This window comes from Streptomyces sp. NTD91 (genome assembly GCF_059510455.1).
Genome location: NZ_JCAJZW010000029.1, coordinates 55,294 through 74,286 on the forward strand (window position 1 = coordinate 55,294; position 18,993 = coordinate 74,286).

Here is an 18,993-nt window from a genome sequence, read left to right on the forward strand (position 1 = left end):
GGAGTGGGCCGATGTGTGCGCTGACGTACGCGCACCGCATGCGCGCCCTCGCCCCCCGCCGCCGTCGACGAAGACCTGCCGACCTCCCGGCCACGACCTGAGAGACCGTGACCGCCGGGCCGACGAGAGGAAAGCCTCCCGTGCCTGCCACCGAAGTCCTGCGCCGCGTATGCGCGGTGACCGCCGCCCTCCCCCTCCTCGCGCTCGCCGCCTGCGGTTACGGCTCCGAGGCCAAGACCGACGACACCGCCAGGATCGCCGCCGGCGCCCGGAAGATCGACGGGCTCGACTCCGTCAGGATCGGCTACTTCGGCAACCTGACCCACGCCACCGCCCTGGTCGGCCGTGAACAGGGCCTGTTCCAGAAGGAACTGGGCGCGACCAAGGCTTCGTACGCGACCTTCAACGCCGGGCCCTCCGAGATCGAGGCCCTGAACTCCGGTTCCATCGACATCGGCTGGATCGGCCCCTCCCCGGCGATCAACGGCTACACCAAGTCGGACGGCAAGAGCCTGAAGATCATCGGCGGTTCGGCCTCCGGCGGGGTGAAGCTGGTGGTGAACCCGAAGAAGGTCAAGTCCCTCGAGGACGTCAAGGGCAAGAAGATCGCCACTCCGCAGCTCGGCAACACCCAGGACGTGGCGTTCCTCAACTGGATCGCAGGCCGGGGCTGGAAGGTCGACGCGCAGAGCGGCAAGGGGGACGTCACGGTCGTCCGCTCCGACAACAAGATCACCCCCGCCGCCTACGCGTCCGGTTCCGTCGACGGCGCCTGGGTGCCGGAGCCGACCGCGTCCAAGTTGGTCGCCGAGGGCGCCAAGGTGCTGCTGGACGAGTCGTCGCTGTGGCCGGACCACAAGTTCGTGATCACGAACATCATCGTGCGGCAGGCCTTCCTCGAGGAGCACCCGAAGGCGGTCGAGGCCGTGCTGAAGGCATCCGTCGAGGCCAACAAGTGGATCAACCGGAACCCGGATCAGGCGAAGGCCGCAGCGAACAAGCAGCTGGCGACGGACTCCGGAAAGGCGCTCCCGGCGAACGTCCTCGATCCGGCGTGGAAGTCCATCCGGTTCACCGACGACCCGCTCGCCTCGACCCTCGACACCGAGGCGGAGCACGCGGTCGAGGCCGGCCTGCTGGACAAGCCGGACCTCAGGGGGATCTACGACCTCAGGATCCTCAACAAGGTCCTCGAGGCCTCAGGCGAGAGCACGGTCAGCGACGCCGGTCTCGGCGGCTGACACACGAACCCGACGAGTTCCCAGGAGGTGACGACCATGGCCACGACCACGACGCTCGCCAAGGCCGACGAGTCGGTCGACTGCGCGGCACGCCTCGAGCATGTCTCGAAGTCCTTTGCGACACCCGGCGGGCAGCAGCTCGTCCTGGACGACATCAGCATCGATGTCGCGCCCGGCGAGTTCGTCACCCTCCTGGGGGCCTCGGGCTGCGGCAAGTCCACGCTGCTGAACCTGGTGGCCGGACTGGACCGGCCCACCGCCGGCGCCATCACGACGGACGGCCGCCCCGCCCTGATGTTCCAGGAACATGCCCTGTTCCCCTGGCTGACCGCGGGCAAGAACATCGAGCTCGCCCTGAAACTGAGGGGAGTCGCGAAGAACGAGCGGCACGGCAAGGCCGAGGAGCTGCTCGAACTGGTCCGGCTCAAGGGCGCCCACGGCAAGCGTGTCCACGAGCTGTCCGGCGGTATGCGCCAGCGGGTGGCGATGGCCCGCGCGCTGGCGCAGGAGAGCAACCTGCTGCTGATGGACGAGCCGTTCGCGGCGCTGGACGCCATCACCCGGGACGTGCTCCACGACGAGCTGACCCGTATCTGGGCGGAGACCGGTCTGTCCGTGCTGTTCGTGACGCACAACGTGCGCGAGGCGGTGCGGCTCGCCCAGCGGGTGATCCTGCTGTCGTCCCGGCCCGGCCGGATCGCCCGCGAGTGGCAGGTCGACATCCCGCAGCCGCGCCGTATCGAGGACGCACCGGTGGCGGAACTGTCCCTTGAGATCACCGAAGTCCTGCGTGGGGAGATCCGCCGCCATGGCCAGCACTGACACGACACCGGCCCAGAACGCCGGAAGCGTCGAGGCCGGCCTGGACGCCCTGGAGACCACGGCCGTCGGCCGACCGACACTACGGCAGACCCTCGTCGACAAGATCCTGCCGCCACTCGTCGCGATCGCGGTGGTCCTCGCGGTCTGGTCCCTGCTCTACCCCGTCGTCGACAACCCGACCAAGCTGCCGTCGCCGGCGGCCGTGGGCGGCGCGTTCAAGGACGCCTGGCTGCAGGGCACCCTGCTCGGCTACATCTGGACGTCCGTCTCGCGCGGTCTGCTGGGCTTCGCCTTCGCCCTGCTCATCGGCACCCCGCTGGGACTGCTGGTGGCCCGCGTGAAGTTCGTGCGCGCGGCCATCGGGCCGATCCTGTCCGGTCTGCAGTCGCTGCCGTCGGTGGCGTGGGTGCCGCCGGCCGTGATCTGGCTGGGCCTGAACAACTCGATGATGTACGCGGTGATCCTGCTCGGCGCGGTCCCGTCCATCGCCAACGGCCTGGTGTCCGGCGTGGACCAGGTGCCGCCGCTGTTCCTGCGCGCGGGCCGCACCATGGGCGCGACCGGCCTCAGGGGCGTCCGGCACGTCACCCTGCCGGCCGCGCTCCCCGGCTATGTCGCCGGCATGAAGCAGGGCTGGGCCTTCTCCTGGCGCTCGCTGATGGCCGCCGAGATCATCGCGAACTTCCCCGACCTGGGCACGGGCCTCGGCCAGCTTCTGGAGAACGCCCGCACCGCCAGCGACATGGCCATGGTCTTCGAGGCCATCCTGCTCATCCTGTTCGTCGGCATCGCCATCGACCTGCTGATCTTCAGCCCGCTGGAGCGCTGGGTACTGCGCAGCCGCGGCCTGTTGGTGAAGGGCTGACATGAAGCCGCCCGTTCTCCTCGTCATCGCCCACGGCAGCCGCGATCCGCGGCATGCCCGGGCCGTGCACGCCTTGGCGGAGCGGGTGCGGTCGATGCGGCCGGGGCTGCGCGTGGAGACCGGGTTCCTGGACTTCAACGTGCCGTCCGTGCACGGGGTGCTGGACTCTCTGGCAGCGGAGGAGCGGCGTGAAGCGTCTCGCTGCGAGGACGGTGACGGGCGACGGGCGGGCGTAAGGGACGTGGTGGCGCTGCCGCTGCTGCTGACCCGCGCCTTCCACGCCAAGGCCGACATCCCGGCCGTGCTGCGGCAGGCGCCGGCCCGGCTGCGGATCCGGCAGGCGGACGTGCTCGGTCCGTCGCCGCTGCTGCTGTCGGCGCTGGAGCGGCGGCTGTACGAGGCGGGGCTGACGCCCGCCGACAAGTCCTCGACCGGGGTCGTGCTGGCTTCGGCGGGGTCCACCGACCCGGAGGCGATCGCAGTGATCGCAGCAATCGCGCGGGAGTGGCGGCACACCGGTTGGTGCGCCGTGCGGCCTGCGTTCGCCTCCGCATCCCTTCCGCGCACCGAGGACGCCGTGGCCGAGTTGCGCGCCCTCGGCTGCGCACGGGTGGCCGTCGCGCCGTACGTCCTGGCCCCCGGCTTTCTGCCGGACCGCATCGCGCGGGGCGCGGCCGGGGCGGACGTACGCGCGGACGTGCTGGGGCCGGCGCCCGAGGTCGCGCGGCTGCTGCTGGAACGCTACGACGCGGCGCGCCGCCCGGCGCTGACGGCCCTGGGCGCCTGACCGGTCACAGGTCGAGCCCCTGCAGGAGCTGCCGGGTGAAGTTGAGGCTGGCGGTACCGGCTCCCGCCGTGATGGCGACGTTCTCCAGTGCGGTGCGGATCCGGCCCCGGTTGGGCGGCAGGCCGTCCTCGGCGGACAGCGCCAGCTCCGCCTGGATGACCTCCCCGTTGCCGGCGATCCCCGGGTACTCGGCCCGCAGTGCCTCGGTGAGGCGGTCGGCGACGGCCATCAGGGTCTCCAGGTCCGGCGGACCGTTCCGAAGGTCGATATGACCGAAATCGGCGGGGCCGTTCCCGAAGTTGTAGCTGCTCATGCAGTGTCCTCGCTTGTGGTCCGAAGGAGCCTTCGGCGGTAGGGGGGTGGCTACGGCTTCGGTGCGGGCGACCGGGAGCCGGTTGCCGAAGGCGCTGGGGAGGCCGATGCCACCGGGGTCGCGGCCCGGTGCCGGGCGGCCGTGGGCCGTCCCGCACCGGGCCGGTGACGGGTGACGCCCGCATACGCTCGCGAGAAGGCCGAAAATCGCCACCCGTCTGGGTGATCGGTGTCCGTTGACCAGGCGACGGAGGCGGCGAGGGGCACGTGGGGCACCGCGGCCGCGTGACGCGCGAGCCGACGGCCGGGCGCCCCACGTGCGCCGCCGCGCCGCTTCGGGGCTCCCGGCAGCCGGAAACGCCCCGGCTGCCGGGGGCGCTCCTGGCCCGGGGTGCCGCGACAACGCCGGTGGTGGTCCGCCCGTCACGCTCATCCGCCCCTCGCCCCCCTTCCGGCCGTCCGCGCGGTTCACCCTAGGGACCGCGGGACGGGTTTGTCGCGAGGTTCGGCGCGGGCTGGCCCTGGAGGGCAGGCGCGTGGTAGAGGGCCGCCGGGTCCGGCGCTCCCCTGTGACGTCGGACCGCGGCGGCTCTTCGTTCTGCGCCGGTGGCGGCCCGCGTGTCACACGCTCGGCGAACGCGGCGCGGTCGAGGGACGGTTATCGGCCAACGGCGGTAGCGGTCAGTCGAAGCGGAGGGCGCCGGTGCGGGTCCGCTTGAGCTCGAAGAGGTCGGGATGGCGGGCCAGCACCCGGAAGGCGTCGAAGAGTTCGGCCGCCTCCTCGCCGCGCGGAACGGCGCGCAGCACGGGCCCGAACCACACCGTGCCGTCGACGTGGAGGGTCGGCGTGCCCACATAGCCGGCCGTCTCCGGCTCGACGCCGGCCTCGTGACTGCGGCGCACCGCGTCGTCGTACGACGCGTCGTGGGCGGCGGCCGACAGCCCGGCCGGCAGCCCGAGTTCGGCCAGCGACTCGGCGATCACCTCGTCGAAGTCCTCGGTCCCGCCCTCGTGGATGCGGGTGCCGAACGCGGTGTACAGGTCGCGCAGCACCGTGTCGCCGTGCCGTTCCGCGGCGGCGACGGCGACCCGCACCGGGCCGATCGAGCGGTCGACCAGGTCCCGGTACCAGGCGGGGAGTTCGTTGCCGATGTTGTGCAGATGGAGGCTCATCACCCGGAACCGGAGGTCCAGCGGGCGCAACCGCTCGACCTCCAGCAGCCAGCGGGAGGTGATCCAGGCGAAGGGGCAGGCCGGGTCGAAGAAGACGTCGACCCGGGTCGGGGCGGATGCGGCGGCGGAGTCGCGGTACGTCATGACTGCGACGCTAGTGGCGTGGTGGTGCAGCGTCCCGGCCCAATCCGGGATTGTTTCACCAGTCCAATTCGTCGGGCGCTCCGGCCTCCGCGGACCCCGGTTCCGGCACGGCGATCTCCGTCCCGCGCAGACGTTCCGGTTCCGCGACGACATCGACGCGGGTGATACGGCCGTCCGGGCCGAAGGCGAAGGCCAGGACCAGGCGCGGCCGCCCCCGTTCCGCCATGACCAGGCCGAACTCGCCGTCGAGCAGGGCGATCGCGGCGAGCCGGGCGCGTGCCACGGCCGCCATCGCGCCCCGCGCCACGGGCCCGGCGCCCCGCACGGTGATCGGCGCGGGCGTGGGGACGACCAGCGCGTCGGCGTGCAGCACCACATCCGGGTCGAGCAGGGCGACCAGGGCCGTGAAGTCGCCGCCGCGGGTGGCGGCCAGGAACGCCTCGACGGCCCGGCGCCGCCGTACGGCGTCGGCGGCGGGTGAGACGGCCCCTGGGGCTGCTGGGGCAGGTCGGACGTGGAGCGGGCCCTCACCCCGGACGACCTCGCGCCGCTGGACGCGGTGGCCGCGGCCGGCACAGACGAGGAGCGGCGCCGACCGCACACGGACCCGGGGCTCGTCGTGCCCCGCGGTACCCCTCTCGCGCACGGCCTTCCTCGGGCCGCGGACCGTCACTCCGCCGAAGCGGTCAGCTCGACCAGCTTGACCACGGTGTTCCAGTTCCTGCTCGTGGCGATCAGGCCCTTGGTCACCGGTCGGCGGGAGAGGGCCTCGGCGAGCCTGGAGCGGCCGAGGCCCTGCGGGGCGTACAGGTACAGGCAGCGGTCGCCGAGGCGGAACTCCTCCGGAAGATGGGCGGCGGGGTCGATCTCCGCGAACCGGTCCGGGGCGACCCGTTCGGAGAAGTAGGTGACGTGCAGTTGCTTGGGGGCGAGGTCGGCGGCCGGGAACGGGCAGGCCTCGGCGACCGCCTTCAGATAGGCGTGGTCGCGCACGATCACGTCGACCGGGAAGCCGAACCGCTCCTCGGTCGCCCGGCTCAGTTCCGCCGCGAGCGAGGTCTCGTCGCCGTGGCCGGTGGTGAACACGGCCTGGCCGCTCTGCAGATGGGTCCGTACGCCGGTGTGGCCGAGGCCGCTCAGCAGCGAGCGGAGGTCGGCCATGGGCACCTTCTTGCTGCCGCCGACGTTGATTCCGCGCAACAGCGCCACGTAGGTCGTCATCCGGCCAGCCTAGAGGGGCCGTCGTGCCCCGTGGGGGCGGGCACGACGGCCGGACCCGCGCGGAGCGGGCTGCGCGAAACTCTGGCCGATCGACGGGCGCCGTATCAACCTCTACACGCACCTGTGACCTGTTCAACAAGGTTCTGTCATCGCACATCGCCTGCCGGGGGGCGGAACGGACGCCCCACGGCGGGCGGAACCCCGAGAGCTGTCTTCGGGGAGCCCCGATAGGTGTAAGGGGCCGCGGTCCTCCCCAGTGCGGACGCCCGGGCCGCCGAGTTCACCGGGCAGCACGACGAGCCGCGCCGGCGCGGCTCATACCGTCAGGAGGGAGCAAGCCGGACGTGGCGGCAGGGGGTCGCCACCGCACACGAGGGGGAAGACCCGCGATGGGGAAAAGGGACGTGCCGGTGCGGGGGCTGGCCGCCCGCGCCGGCGGCTGGAGCGCCCGGCACCGCTGGGCGGCCGTCGGCATATGGGTGCTGTTCGTCGTGCTGGCCATGGGGCTGGGGTCGGCGGCGGGCCGGGTCGACGTCGACGAGAACAACCAGCTCAAGGGCGAGACGCACACCGCCGCGCAGATCATCGACGACGCGGGGATCAAGGAACCGGCCGGTGAGACGGTCCTGATCCAGTCCAAGGACGCCTCCGCCACGGCGACCGGCGCCGAGTTCAGGGCCGCCGTCGCCGACGTGGTGAAGGCCGTCGAGGGCACCGGGAAGGTCACGGCCGTGACCTCGCCGTACGACACCCGCACCATCTCCCGCGACGGCCGCAGTGTGCTGGTGCAGTTCGACATGCGCGGGGACGCCAAGACGGCCGTCGACCGGATCGAGCCGGTGCTGAACGCCGTCGCCGGGGTCCAGAAGACGCACGACTCGCTGCGGATCGAGGAGATCGGCAGCGCCAGCATGCAGAAGCAGTACAAGGACGCCTTCGGGAACGACTTCAAGCAGGCCGAGTACTCCGCGGTGCCGGTGGCGCTCGGCATCCTGCTGATCGCCTTCGGGGCGCTGGTGGCGGCGCTGCTGCCGGTGGCCCTCGCGATCACCGCGATCATGGCGACGATGGGTCTGATGGGCGTCGTCAGCCATCTGCAGCCGATGAGCGACACCGCCAACTCCGTGATGCTGCTGGTCGGTATGGCCGTCGGCGTCGACTACTGCCTGTTCTATCTGCGCCGCGAGCGCGAGGAGCGGCAGGCCGGGAAGGACGCGGGCACGGCCCTCAGGATCGCCGCCGCCACCAGCGGCCGTGCGGTCATCGTCTCCGGGGTCACGGTGTGCGTGGCGATGGCGGGCATGCTGTTCACCGGGCTCGCCGAGTTCGAGGCCATGGGCCTCGCCTCGCTGATGGTGGTCGCGGTCGCCATGGTCGGGTCGGTGACGGTCCTGCCGGCGCTTCTGTCGCTGCTCGGCGAGCGGGTGGAGAAGGGCCGCATCCCGTTCCTGAGCCGGCGGAACGGCAAGCGGGCCGCGGGCGGGGGCAGCCGCGTCTGGACGGCCGTGCTGCGCGCGGTACTGGCCAGGCCGCTGGTGTCGGTCGTCGTGGCGGCCGGCGCGCTGCTGACGGTCGCGGCGCCCGCGCTCGGCATGAAGACCCAGCAGCTCACCCTGGACCAGGAGTTCGGCAAGTCGCTGCCGATCGTGCAGACGTACAACCGGATCAACGACGCCTTCCCGGGTGGCAGTGAGCCGGCCCAGGTCGTCGTCAGGGCCAAGGACATCGACGCACCCGAGGTGCGGCAGGCCCTCGCCGACTTCAGGCAGCGGGCGATCGCCTCGGGCGCCTCGCGCGGCCCGGTCGACATCCGGCTGCACGAGGCGCAGAACGTCGCCGTGGTCTCCGTGCCGCTGGTCGGCGGCTCCGACATGGACCGGGCGGTCAAGAGCCTTCAGAAGCTGCGCGACGAGGTGCGGCCCGCCACGCTCGGCAAGGTGGACGGCGTGCAGGCGCCGATCACCGGGCAGGTGGCCGGCAACCACGACTTCAACGACCAGCTGCTCGGTTCCGTCGTCCCGGTCTTCGCGTTCGTGATCGTCTTCGCCTTCCTGCTGATGCTGCTGTCGTTCCGCTCGCTGACCGTCGCGATCACCTCGATCGTGCTCAACCTGCTGTCCGTGGGCGCCGCTTACGGCATCCTCGTCGCGGTCTTCCAGCATGGCTGGGGCGCCTCGCTGGTCGGCGCGCAGGGCGTCGGCGCGATCGTGACCTGGCTGCCGCTGTTCCTGTTCGTGATCCTGTTCGGGCTGTCGATGGACTACCACGTGTTCGTGGTGTCCCGGATCCGCGAGGCGCGGATGAGCGGCCGTACGACGCAGGACGCGATCCGGCACGGCGTGGTCACCACGGCCGGCGTCGTCACCAGCGCCGCGGTCATCATGGTCGCCGTGTTCGCCATCTTCGGCACGCTGTCGATGCAGTCCATGAAGCAGATGGGCGTCGGCCTGGCGGCGGCGGTCCTCATCGACGCGACGGTCATCCGCGGTGTGCTGCTGCCGGCCGTGATGGCCCTGCTCGGCGAGCGCAACTGGTACCTGCCGAAGTGGCTGCGCCGCCTGCCCGATCTCACGCATGACGAGGCACCGGACGCGGGTGCCGGCCGGCCGGCCCGTGAGGAGGAGCGGCTGCCGGTGTGAGAGGCGCCCACCCGGAGGGGCGGTTGAGGCCGTGCGCGGGTGCGGGGGCGTGGGGCCGACCGCGCAGGCCTCCGCGCCCCCTCGGCGCCCCCTCGGCGCCCGGCAGCGTCGGCGGGGTCCGGGCGGCGCCCATCCGACGGGGCCCTTCAGACCATGCGCGGGCGCGGGGTATGACGGGCCGGCCGCACAGCCCCCGCCCCTCGGCGTGCTGCGGTGGCCGTGGCCGATCCGGGTGAGTGCGAGACTGGCCGGGCACGGCACACAGCGCGGCGGGACGGTTTCGGAGGCGGCGGGATGGACGAGGCAGGGGCACGGGACGTACTGGCCGCGGCGGGGGTGCTGCCGGGGCCGGTCCGGGACGCTGCTCTCCTCGCCCTCGGCGAGAACGCGGTGTTCGCCGCCGGTGACCTCGTGGTGAAGGTGGGCCGTGACGCCGAGCTGCTGGAGCGGGCCCGGCGTGAGGTGGACATCGCCGGCTGGCTGGCCGAGGCAGGCGTGCCGGCGGTACGGCCGGCCGAGCCGGAGCCGCGGCTGGTCGAGGGGCACCCGGTGACGGTGTGGCACCGGCTGCCGCAGCCGGTACGGCCCGCCGAGCCGCGTGATCTGGCCCCACTGCTGCGCATGGTGCACGCGCTTCCCTCCCCTCCCTTCGCCTTGCCGCCCCGCGAGCTGCTGGGCGGTGTGGAGCGGTGGCTGCGGCTGGCGGGGGGCGCGATCGACCCCGAGGACGCGGCCTACCTCCGGGCGCGCCGGGACGGGTACGCGGCGGACGCGGCCGCGCTGACGCCCCATCTGCCGCCGGGGCCCGTCCACGGTGACGCGCTGCCCCGCAATGTGCACGTCGGACCGGGCGGGCCGGTCCTGGTCGACCTGGAGACCTTCTCCGCCGATCTGCGCGAACACGACCTGGTGGTCATGGCGCTCTCCCGCGACCGGTACGGACTGCCGGCCGAGGCCTACGAGTCGTTCGTCCGGGAGTACGGGTGGGATGTACGGGAGTGGGAGGGATGCGCGGTGCTCCGCGGCGCCCGGGAGACGGCGAGCTGCGCCTGGGTGGCCCAGCACGCGCCGAGCAGTCCGAAGGCGCTGGCCGAGTTCCGGCGCCGGGTGGCGTCGCTGCGGGACGGCGACGAGACCGTCCGCTGGTACCCGTTCTGACAGTAGGCCGGCCGGCCTCCTGCCGGACAAGGCACGACCGCCGGAGGCGAGAACGGTCCGCGGCCCTGGGCGGGCTGGCTCTCGTCGGTTCCCGCAGGGGCCATGCCCCGTCCACCACAGCCCCCGCATCGCCCTTGCGCCGCAGGAATGTCTGAAAGTCCGCCGCCCACTGTGCGTACCACTCGATCTGCCGGTGATGGAGGTCGTATCCGGGCTCCGGCTCCTGGATCGTGTACACGCTCTGGCCGCTGATCACGGTCACACTCGCCGTTCTCGTCGTGAAACGCCGCGGCGTGTGAGCGTGCCTCCAGGGCGCACACGTCGTGCCTTGGAAGCGCACTCTGGGGCAAGGCCCCGCAGCTCGTCGCAGCGTTGATTGATCCAGGCCGTCAGCCGACGTACGGGATGACGGGCCAGGCCGACTCGACAGTCGCCTTCGGATCAGACGTACGCCGAAGGTACTTCTGTAGCGACGCGGCCTGCTCGGCTGCCGCCCGTATCTGAAGATCATGCAGGTCCGCCAGTGTCAACGCTCCTATGGCCGTGTGCTTGACCCCCATGGACCGCGCGGCACGTGCCGCGGCCACCGCGTCGGCGACGGCGTTGTGCGCGTCATCGAGCGTCACGCCGTAGTGCGCGCAAAGGGCCTGCAGATTCCGCGACCCCTTCCTGTACCGATCCACATGCTTGTCCAGGACCAAGGGGTCGATGACCGGCGACGCGATTCCGCGCAATCGGTCACCGAGTGGCCTTATCCCATGCCGTCGGCACTCGCGGTCGAGGAGCGAGAGGTCGTACCGCGCGTTCATCACCACCAGCGGAGTCCCCGAGTTCAGCACCTCGGCAACGGCCGAGGTGATCTCTTCGATCGCCGACCCTGCCTCCATCCCGTGCTCGCGGGCGTGGTCGGTGGAGATGCCGTGGATGGCCGAAGCCTGCTGCGGGATCACCACCCCGGGGTCGAGCAGCCAGGTCCGTGGCTCCGGAGGTCGCCCGTCCGGGTCCACGGCCACCACCGCCGCAGTGACGATCCGGTCGGTTTCGATGTCGGTTCCTGTGGTCTCCAAGTCGAAGGCCACCAGGAGCCGACTCGTCCAGCTCATCACCGGGCCCCGCTCACCGTTGCCGGCTGAGACATCTGAGACGTTATCGATGTGCGTGGACAAAAGGCGGCGTTGTAGGGGACGACCGGAACGCCCGTCCTGCAGTAGCCCACCAGGGTCTCGGCGATGGACTCGGCGACCCGGTCGGCCGGGTGGCCCTCGGCCGTGACCCGCTCGGTGCTGACGCCGTGCACCGCCACCGCGCCGGCCGGGACCTCCACGCCCGGACCGGCCAGCCATTCCCTGCGGCCCCTGGGCTCACCGGCCCTGACCTCGATCACCGCGCCGGTGACGATGCGCGCCTCGCGCGGATCGGTCCCGGTCGTCTCCAGGTCGAAGCCGATCAGCAGCTCCCGGTGCCAGCCCATGGGCGGCCCCCCTTCTTGGTGGTGCTTTCCCCCAGTGGCCTCCACCATCGCAGGCGGCACTGACAATCAGAGGATCGCGTTCCGCTTGCGCCCGGTGGACGGTTCAGGACACCGGGCGCGAATCCACCCAGGCCAGTTCGAACTCCTCACGGTATGTCGGGAAGAGACCCCCTTCACCGGTGTCATCCGACTTGACCAGCTTGCTGCCGTTGCGCAGCACCAGCACCGGCGACTCCATCCCGCGCGCCCCGCGCAGATAGGACTGCACCACGGCGATGCCGTCGGCACCGTCGCCGTCCACGAGGTAGGCGGTGAAGCGCGGTGTCTCGTCGTAGACCTGGATCTCGAAGGCGCCCGGGTCGCGCAGCCGGGAACGCACCCGGCGCATGTGCAGGATGTTCATCTCGACGGACCGACCCAGTTCGCCCCGTTTCATCCCGAGCTCGCGCTCGCGGCGCTTGACCGAGCTGGAGGCCGGGTTGAGGAAGAGCAGCCGTACCCGGCAGCCGGACTCGGCGAGCCGGACCAGACGGCGGCCGGAGAAGTTCTGCACCAGCAGGTTGAGGCCGATGCCGATGGCGTCGACCCGGCGGGCGCCGCCGAAGATGTCCTCGGCCGGGAACTGCCGCAGCAGCCGTACCCGGTCGGAGTGGACGGCGACGACATCGGCGTACCGGTCGCCGACCAGGTCCTCGACCGCGTCCACGGGTAGCCGGCGCGCGGAGGGCACGTCGCCGCCGGCGCCGAGCACGTCCAGCAGCCGGGCCGAGGCCCGCTCGGCCTGGCTGAGGACCGCCCCGGAAAGCGCCCGGTTGCGGGAGACGACGTTGCGGGTCACCTCGAGCTCGTCCAGGGCGAGTTCGAGGTCGCGGCGCTCGTCGAAGTACGGCTCGAAGCACGGCCAGTGCTGCACCATCAGCTCGCGCAGCTGCGGCAGGGTCAGGAAGCTGAGCACGTTGTCGTCGGCCGGGTCGAGCAAGTAGCCCTTGCGCCGGCTGACTTCACGGACGGCGACCGCCCGCTGCACCCACTCCTGCCCGGCCGGGCCGGCCGCGGCCACCACCCAGTCGTCCCCGTGGACGGGTTCGTAGACGGGACGCAGCACGGCGGCGACGACCGCGCGCAGCCGCTGTTCGACGAGGTTCAGCCATATGTAGGCCCGGCCGGCCCGCTGGGCGCGGGTGCGCACCTCGCGCCAGGCGTCGGCGTCCCAGTCCAGCTCCGGCCCGATGGAACCCGCGTCCATCGGGCGGGCCAGGGACACCGCGCCGGGCGGGATGTCTGTGGAGTTCCCCTCGTGACCCTCGTCACCTGGGGGCAGCTCCAGGCCTCCCGAGCCCACCCGCGCACCGCCTTCCGCTCCCCCGGGCCTCTCCCAGTCTCAACGATCAAGGAAGGGTACTCCGCGAGCGGTGGGCGGTGCAGCCGGATGGACAGGTCGGTTTCTCAACTGCTTTCCTCAACTGAGCTGCCTCCAGTGGCGGTTCCGCCGCAGCGGGTCACGCGGAGTGAGCGGATTCATAGCCGTCACCTCCCGAGGCGCGAGCACGAAGCCCTTCCGGAGCACCCGGCAGGGGCCGCTGCGCCTCGCCCCCGCCGTGAGGCCGGGACCGACGTTCGTGCGGATCCTTGTGGTGAACAGCCGGACGCACCGGTTGACACCGTACGGGCCGAGGAGGGCGGGCCGGGCGGCCGGTGCGGCGTGGTGTACGCCGCCGCTCGGCAGCAGCCGGTCCGGGAGCGAACTGCCGGTGGCCTCCTCGGAGGCGGCCTCCGAGGACCGCGCCGAGCGGGGACGGCCGACGGCCCGGCTGCGACGGCGGCCGCCGGTACCGGCCGGACCGACGCTCCCGCCCGAGGCCGACGGCTGCGGGTCGAGGGCCGTCCTCCCGGCCGGTCCCTCCCGTCGTCGGTCAGCGGATCCGGACCGTGCCCCCGGCCTGCCGTCACCTTCCCGTCGTCCCCGGGAGCACGGCCCCGCGGCGTGTGGTGCGTGCGCTCGGCGTGCCGGGCGGAAGTCCTCGTACGGGACGTACTCGGACCTTGCCCGGTGCGCCGAGCGGGGGCACCTCCCACGCCCTTGGGGCAGTGGGGGAGCGTGCCGGGCGTCGCGGGGCGGACAAGAAGGTGACGACAGGCCCGAGAACCCTCGGAGGGCACCTGCCCCCTCACCCGGGCCCGGGCCGACCCGCGTACCGCCGCCTCCCGCCCTCCTGACCGTCCGGCAGGGTGACGGCGACCGTCGCCACGCCCCCACCTGAGCGAGCGCCACTCACCCCGCCGTCGCCCCCGCATGCACGCCCTCCCCTGCTCCTCCCCGGGCCCACGGGAGTGCACGCCGCCGCACCGGCCCGCCCACAGCGGGTACAGGAGTCGCCGTGCGAGCTGGTCGGCGGGTAAGAAGACACGGGAGGTTCCGTCAATTCGGGGAGACTCGGGGGCGAACGCGGCCCCCGGGCGGCGGTACACCTGGGAGAGTCGTAGCCATGCAGGTCTGGCCTGGAGAGGCGTATCCGCTCGGCGCCACCTATGACGGCGCCGGAACCAACTTCGCGGTCTTCACGGAGGCCGCGGACCGAGTAGAGCTGTGTCTGCTGCACGACGACGGCTCGGAGACGGCGGTGGAACTCCGCGAGAGCGACGCGTTCGTGCGGCACGCGTACGTGCCGGGCGTGATGCCCGGGCAGCGATACGGGTTCCGGGTGCACGGCCCGTACGACCCCGGGCGCGGGCTGCGCTGCAACTCCGCGAAGCTGCTGCTCGACCCGTACGCCAAGGCGATCAGCGGCTCCGTCCGGTGGGGCGAGGAGGTGTACGGCTATCACTTCGGCGCGCCTGACAGCCGCAACGACCTGGACTCGGCCCCGCACACCATGGCCTCGGTGGTGATCAACCCGTACTTCGACTGGGGCGACGACCGGCCGCCGCGCACCGAGTACCACCACACCGTGATCTACGAGGCCCACGTCAAGGGCCTGACCATGCGTCATCCCGGGCTGCCGGAGGAACTGCGCGGCACGTACGCGGGGCTCGCGCATCCCGCCGTGATCGAACACCTGACCAAGCTCGGGGTGACGGCTCTGGAGCTGATGCCCGTCCACCAGTTCGTGAACGACCACCGGCTGGCCGACATGGGCCTGAGCAATTACTGGGGCTACAACACGATCGGGTTCTTCGCCCCGCACAACGCCTACGCCTCCTGGGGGGACCGCGGGCAGCAGGTGCTGGAGTTCAAGTCGGCGGTCCGGGCGTTGCACGATGCCGGGATCGAGGTCGTCCTGGACGTCGTCTACAACCACACCGCCGAGGGCAACCATCTGGGCCCGACGCTGTCCTTCAAGGGCATCGACAACCCGTCGTACTACCGGCTCACGGGCGACCGGCGCTACTACATGGACACCACGGGCACCGGGAACTCGCTGCTCATGCGGTCCCCGCACGTCCTCCAGCTGATCATGGACTCGCTGCGGTACTGGGTCACCGAGATGCACGTCGACGGGTTCCGGTTCGACCTCGCGGCGACCCTGGCCCGGCAGTTCCACGAGGTGGACCGGCTGTCGTCGTTCTTCGACCTGGTGCAGCAGGACCCGGTGGTCTCGCAGGTGAAGCTGATCGCCGAGCCCTGGGACGTGGGCGAGGGCGGCTATCAGGTGGGCAATTTCCCGCCGCTGTGGACCGAGTGGAACGGCAAGTACCGGGACACGGTGCGCGACCTGTGGCGGGGCGAGCCGCGGGCGCTCGCCGAGTTCGCCTCGCGGCTGACCGGCTCCTCGGACCTCTACCAGGACGACGGCCGCCGCCCGCTCGCCTCGATCAACTTCGTCACCTGCCACGACGGCTTCACCCTGCACGACCTGGTCTCGTACAACGAGAAGCACAACGCGGCCAACGGCGAGGAGAACCGGGACGGCGAGAGCCACAACCGGTCCTGGAACTGCGGGGCGGAGGGTGAGACCGACGATCCGGACGTGCTCGCGCTGCGCGGGCGGCAGATGCGGAACTTCATCGCCACGCTGATGCTGTCCCAGGGCGTGCCGATGATCGGCCACGGAGACGAGTTCGCCCGCACCCAGCGCGGCAACAACAACGCGTACTGCCAGGACAACGAGTTGTCGTGGCTGCACTGGCCGGAACCCTCGGAGGGCGACCTGCTGGAGTTCACGCGCGCGATGGTGTGGCTGCGGCGGGACCACCCGGTACTGCGCCGGCGCCGGTTCTTCCACGGCCGTCCGGTGGAGGGCACCCACGACGAACTGTCCGACATCGCCTGGTTCACCCCGGAGGGCACCGAGATGACACAGCGGGACTGGGACTCGGCTCGGGCGTCCGCGCTGACGGTGTTCCTCAACGGCAACGCGATCTCCGAGCCCGGTCCGCGCGGGGAACGCATCACCGACGACTCCTTCCTGCTGATGTTCAACGCCTCCCCGCAGCCGCTGGACTTCGTGGTGCCGGTCGACCACGGCCGGCAGTGGCAGGTGGTGGTCGACACGGCCCATCCGGACGGCGTGCCGCCGGGATCCGGCACGAAGGTCGGGGCCGGCGACCGGCTCACCCTGCCCGACCGCAGCCTGACGGTGCTGCAACGGCCGGCGTAGCGGGCGGCGGGCGGCGGGCGGCGGGCGGCGGGCGGCGGGCGGCGGGCGGCGGCAGCCTCAGCGGCGGGCCGCCCGCCCGGTACGCGCCCGTGACGGACGTTTCCGCCAGTGGGCCGGATGGGCGGATGTGCGTCCGTTCAGGCGGTGATGACACGAAAGGCGGCAGGCTGGGTACGTAGGTTTCCATGACTTCCGCCCGACCCGGACCAGGAGTGCCCACCGCCACCTACCGGCTGCAGCTCCAGCCCGCGTTCCCGTTCGCGGCCGCCGCTGCGGCCGTACCGTACCTGGCGTCGCTCGGCGTCTCGCATCTGCATCTGTCGCCGGTCCTGGAGGCCGTGCCCGGCTCCCCGCACGGCTACGACGTGGTGGACCACGCACGCGTGCGCGAGGAACTGGGCGGTGAAGAGGGCCTGCGGTCACTCGCGCGCACCGCGCGCGAGCACGGTCTCGGCCTCGTGGCCGACATCGTGCCGAACCACATGGCCATGGCACCCCGGCACAACCACGCCCTGTGGGAGGTGCTGCGCGAGGGGCCCGGCTCACCGTACGCGCGCTGGTTCGACATCGACTGGGAGGCGCAGGGCGGGCAGGTGCTGCTGCCGGTGCTCGGCGGCCCGGTCGGCTCGCAGCTGGAGCACCTCGTGGCCGAGGGCGACGTGCTGCGCTACCACGAGCACGCCTTCCCGCTGCGGGCGGGCACCGCCGGTCTGCCGCTGCCGGAGCTGCTGGACGCCCAGTGGTACCGCCCGGTGTGGTGGCGGCTGGCCCGTACCGAGCTGAACTACCGGCGGTTCTTCAGCATCTCGGAGCTGATCGGGGTGCGCGTGGAGGACCCCGAGGTGTTCGAGGCCACCCACGCCAAGATCCTCCAGCTGCTGCGCGAGGGCGTGCTCGACGGACTGCGCGTCGACCATCCCGACGGGCTCGCCGACCCCGACGGCTACCTCGCGCGGCTGCACGAGGCGACCGGCGGGCGGTGGACGGTGGTGGAGAAGATCCTCGCCGACGGCGAGCGGCTCCCGGCGTCCTGGCCCGTCGCGGGCACCACCGGCTACGACGCCCTGCGGCAGGTCGATGGCCTGTTCACCGACCAGACCGGGGCGTACGAACTGCTCGGCCGCTACCGGGCGTTCGCGGCGCCGCAGACGGACCGGGGCGGCAACTGGGAGGCGACGGTACGGCGGGCCGCCTACAAGGTGCTCACGCACGAGCTGGCCACCGAGACCGACCGGCTCACCCGGGTGGCCACCCGGCTCTGCGCGACCTCGCCGGATCCGGGCCTGCGCGACCGGGCGCCCTGGGCGCTGCGCACGGCCGTGGAGGAGCTGCTGGTGAGGATGCGGGTGTACCGGCCGTACGCCTCCTGCGACGCGGGCACCGTCATCACCGAGGAGGCCGCCGAGGAGGCCCGGCTCGCCTTCGTGGTGCCGGAGGAGGCGGACGCCGTCGATGTGGTGCGACGGCTGCTCGTCGAGCCGCCCGGCGATCCGTCGGCGCCGGACCGGGCCGACCGGGTGGAGTTCCGCACCCGGTTCGCGCAGACCGCGTCGGCGCTGCGCGCCAAGTCGGTGGAGGACACGGCGTTCTACCGCTATGTGCCGCTGCTGTCGGCGACCGAGGTGGGCGGTGATCCGGGCCGGCCGGGGGTGTCCCCGGACGACTTCCACGCGTACTGCGCGCGCGTGCAGCGCGACTGGCCCGACACCGGCACGGTGGTCTCCACGCACGACACCAAGCGGAGCGCCGACGTCCGCGCCGCGCTGGCCGTGCTCACCGAGTGCCCCGACCGGTGGGCGGAGCTGCTGGCGGAGGTGAACCGGCCCGAGGAGGGCGTGGGCGTGCCGGACGGGCAGCTGGCCTGGGCGGCCTGGCAGACGGTGTTCGGTCTCGGGCCCGCCGAGGAGGAGCGCGTGCGGCAGGCGCTGCTGAAGCACGCGCGCGAGGCGGGCATGTACACCAGTTGGACGGAGCAGGAACCGCCGTACGAGGAGGCCGTGGCCGCGTTCGTCGCGGCCGGGCCGTGCGGGCCGCCCGGCGAACGCGTGGCCGCGTTCCGCAAGTCGCTGGAGCCGCACGTCCGGGCCAACGTGCTCGGCACCGCCCTGGTCCATCTGACGATGCCGGGGGTGCCGGACCTGTACCAGGGCACGGAGAGCGAGTACCGGGCGCTGGTGGACCCGGACAACCGGCGTCCGGTGCCTCTCCCGCCCGAGGCGCCCGGCGAGAAGGACGCCTTGACGGCGGCGGCCCTGCGGCTGCGTGCCCGGCGCCCCGGCGCCTTCGGCGCGTCCGCGTCCTACGACCCGCTGACCGCCGAGGGCGCGGCGGCCGGCCACTGTCTGGCGTTCGCGCGTTCCGGCGAGGTGGTCACGGCCGTGACCCGGCTGTCCCTCCGGCTCGCGGAGACGGGTGGCTGGCGGGACACCCGCCTCACGCTGCCGCCCGGCCGCTGGACGGACGTCCTCGCCCCGGACCGGGAGTTCACCGGCGACACGCCCGTGGCGGACCTTTTCGAGCGGCTTCCGGTGGCGCTTCTGGAGCGGTTCGGGGAGGAGTGAG

Annotated in this window: 14 protein-coding genes and 2 pseudogenes; 8 read left to right on the forward strand and 8 right to left on the reverse strand. The window is 72.3% G+C overall.

Annotated features, from left to right (window positions below):
* The first annotated feature begins 140 nt into the window (after positions 1–140).
* From AC5WRT_RS26295 to AC5WRT_RS26310, 4 genes are read left to right on the forward strand one after another with little or no spacing between them, the layout of a single operon-like run.
* Positions 141–1,241 (forward strand): aliphatic sulfonate ABC transporter substrate-binding protein, encoded by a 1,101-nt coding sequence (locus AC5WRT_RS26295; RefSeq protein ID WP_496096389.1) that lies wholly within the window; start codon positions 141–143, stop codon positions 1,239–1,241.
* Positions 1,242–1,277: 36 nt separating this feature from the next.
* Positions 1,278–2,063 carry an ABC transporter ATP-binding protein gene (locus tag AC5WRT_RS26300; RefSeq protein WP_496096390.1) on the forward strand — a complete coding sequence of 262 codons (786 nt, stop codon included), beginning with the start codon at positions 1,278–1,280 and terminating at the stop codon, positions 2,061–2,063.
* Entirely contained in the window at positions 2,050–2,928 is an 879-nt protein-coding gene (locus AC5WRT_RS26305) for an ABC transporter permease (protein WP_496096391.1), read from the forward strand. Before AC5WRT_RS26300 ends, AC5WRT_RS26305 begins: the two co-directional genes overlap by 14 nt.
* A 1-nt stretch (position 2,929) precedes the next feature.
* A complete protein-coding gene (locus tag AC5WRT_RS26310) occupies positions 2,930–3,715 on the forward strand; it encodes a sirohydrochlorin chelatase (protein ID WP_496100650.1) in 786 nt (261 codons plus the stop codon).
* Between the two features lie 4 nt (positions 3,716–3,719).
* Here AC5WRT_RS26310 and AC5WRT_RS26315 read toward each other — a convergent pair whose 3' ends face one another.
* From AC5WRT_RS26315 to AC5WRT_RS26330, 4 genes are all read right to left on the reverse strand, one after another.
* Positions 3,720–4,028 carry a hypothetical protein gene (locus AC5WRT_RS26315; RefSeq protein ID WP_496096393.1) on the reverse strand — a complete coding sequence of 103 codons (309 nt, stop codon included), beginning with the start codon at positions 4,026–4,028 and terminating at the stop codon, positions 3,720–3,722.
* 680 nt (positions 4,029–4,708) lie between these two features.
* Positions 4,709–5,344, reverse strand: a complete 636-nt coding sequence (locus AC5WRT_RS26320; protein ID WP_496096394.1) for a mycothiol-dependent nitroreductase Rv2466c family protein — start codon at positions 5,342–5,344, stop codon at positions 4,709–4,711.
* 55 nt (positions 5,345–5,399) lie between these two features.
* Positions 5,400–5,990 carry a sigma-70 family RNA polymerase sigma factor family protein gene (locus tag AC5WRT_RS26325; RefSeq protein WP_496096395.1) on the reverse strand — a complete coding sequence of 197 codons (591 nt, stop codon included), beginning with the start codon at positions 5,988–5,990 and terminating at the stop codon, positions 5,400–5,402.
* Between the two features lie 23 nt (positions 5,991–6,013).
* Positions 6,014–6,565 carry a DUF1697 domain-containing protein gene (locus AC5WRT_RS26330; RefSeq protein WP_496096396.1) on the reverse strand — a complete coding sequence of 184 codons (552 nt, stop codon included), beginning with the start codon at positions 6,563–6,565 and terminating at the stop codon, positions 6,014–6,016.
* A gap of 389 nt (positions 6,566–6,954) precedes the next feature.
* On the opposite strand from AC5WRT_RS26330, the gene AC5WRT_RS26335 reads away from it, so the two are divergent.
* Together AC5WRT_RS26335 and AC5WRT_RS26340 are read left to right on the forward strand one after the other, a co-directional pair.
* Complete coding sequence (locus tag AC5WRT_RS26335; protein WP_496100651.1) at positions 6,955–9,204, forward strand: MMPL family transporter; 2,250 nt, start codon at positions 6,955–6,957, stop codon at positions 9,202–9,204.
* Between the two features lie 294 nt (positions 9,205–9,498).
* Positions 9,499–10,362: a phosphotransferase enzyme family protein gene (locus AC5WRT_RS26340; RefSeq protein ID WP_496096398.1), complete on the forward strand. Its 864-nt coding sequence runs from the start codon at positions 9,499–9,501 to the stop codon at positions 10,360–10,362.
* Positions 10,363–10,447: 85 nt separating this feature from the next.
* On the opposite strand, the pseudogene AC5WRT_RS26345 reads toward AC5WRT_RS26340, so the two are convergent.
* The 4 genes and pseudogenes from AC5WRT_RS26345 to AC5WRT_RS26360 all read right to left on the reverse strand — a co-directional run.
* A pseudogene (locus tag AC5WRT_RS26345) lies at positions 10,448–10,567 on the reverse strand (3'-5' exonuclease); the annotation flags it as partial.
* 184 nt (positions 10,568–10,751) lie between these two features.
* The gene (locus tag AC5WRT_RS26350; protein WP_496096432.1) at positions 10,752–11,465 is read right to left on the reverse strand and encodes a 3'-5' exonuclease; all 714 of its coding nucleotides are present in this window, start codon (positions 11,463–11,465) and stop codon (positions 10,752–10,754) included.
* Positions 11,466–11,527: 62 nt separating this feature from the next.
* A pseudogene (locus AC5WRT_RS26355) lies at positions 11,528–11,833 on the reverse strand (exonuclease domain-containing protein); the annotation flags it as partial.
* 103 nt (positions 11,834–11,936) lie between these two features.
* Positions 11,937–13,175 carry a DUF5919 domain-containing protein gene (locus AC5WRT_RS26360; RefSeq protein ID WP_496100652.1) on the reverse strand — a complete coding sequence of 413 codons (1,239 nt, stop codon included), beginning with the start codon at positions 13,173–13,175 and terminating at the stop codon, positions 11,937–11,939.
* A 1,144-nt stretch (positions 13,176–14,319) separates the two neighbouring features.
* Between AC5WRT_RS26360 and glgX the strand changes: the two genes are divergently transcribed.
* The gene (gene glgX, locus AC5WRT_RS26365) at positions 14,320–16,431 is read left to right on the forward strand and encodes a glycogen debranching protein GlgX (protein WP_496096400.1); all 2,112 of its coding nucleotides are present in this window, start codon (positions 14,320–14,322) and stop codon (positions 16,429–16,431) included.
* A 185-nt stretch (positions 16,432–16,616) separates the two neighbouring features.
* Positions 16,617–18,992 (forward strand): malto-oligosyltrehalose synthase, encoded by a 2,376-nt coding sequence (gene treY / locus AC5WRT_RS26370; protein WP_496096401.1) that lies wholly within the window; start codon positions 16,617–16,619, stop codon positions 18,990–18,992.
* The last annotated feature ends 1 nt before the right edge of the window (position 18,993 follow it).

Excerpts from the sequence above, each read along its gene's own strand:
- AC5WRT_RS26300 (WP_496096390.1), top strand. The coding sequence starts at position 1,278 with ATGGCCACGACCACGACGCTCGCCAAGGCCGACGAGTCGGTCGACTGC.
- AC5WRT_RS26305 (WP_496096391.1), top strand. The coding sequence starts at position 2,050 with ATGGCCAGCACTGACACGACACCGGCCCAGAACGCCGGAAGCGTCGAG.
- AC5WRT_RS26310 (WP_496100650.1), top strand. The coding sequence starts at position 2,930 with ATGAAGCCGCCCGTTCTCCTCGTCATCGCCCACGGCAGCCGCGATCCG.
- AC5WRT_RS26315 (WP_496096393.1), bottom strand. The coding sequence starts at position 4,028 with ATGAGCAGCTACAACTTCGGGAACGGCCCCGCCGATTTCGGTCATATC.
- AC5WRT_RS26320 (WP_496096394.1), bottom strand. The coding sequence starts at position 5,344 with ATGACGTACCGCGACTCCGCCGCCGCATCCGCCCCGACCCGGGTCGAC.
- AC5WRT_RS26330 (WP_496096396.1), bottom strand. The coding sequence starts at position 6,565 with ATGACGACCTACGTGGCGCTGTTGCGCGGAATCAACGTCGGCGGCAGC.
- AC5WRT_RS26335 (WP_496100651.1), top strand. The coding sequence starts at position 6,955 with ATGGGGAAAAGGGACGTGCCGGTGCGGGGGCTGGCCGCCCGCGCCGGC.
- AC5WRT_RS26340 (WP_496096398.1), top strand. The coding sequence starts at position 9,499 with ATGGACGAGGCAGGGGCACGGGACGTACTGGCCGCGGCGGGGGTGCTG.
- AC5WRT_RS26350 (WP_496096432.1), bottom strand. The coding sequence starts at position 11,465 with ATGAGCTGGACGAGTCGGCTCCTGGTGGCCTTCGACTTGGAGACCACA.
- glgX (WP_496096400.1), top strand. The coding sequence starts at position 14,320 with ATGCAGGTCTGGCCTGGAGAGGCGTATCCGCTCGGCGCCACCTATGAC.
- treY (WP_496096401.1), top strand. The coding sequence starts at position 16,617 with ATGACTTCCGCCCGACCCGGACCAGGAGTGCCCACCGCCACCTACCGG.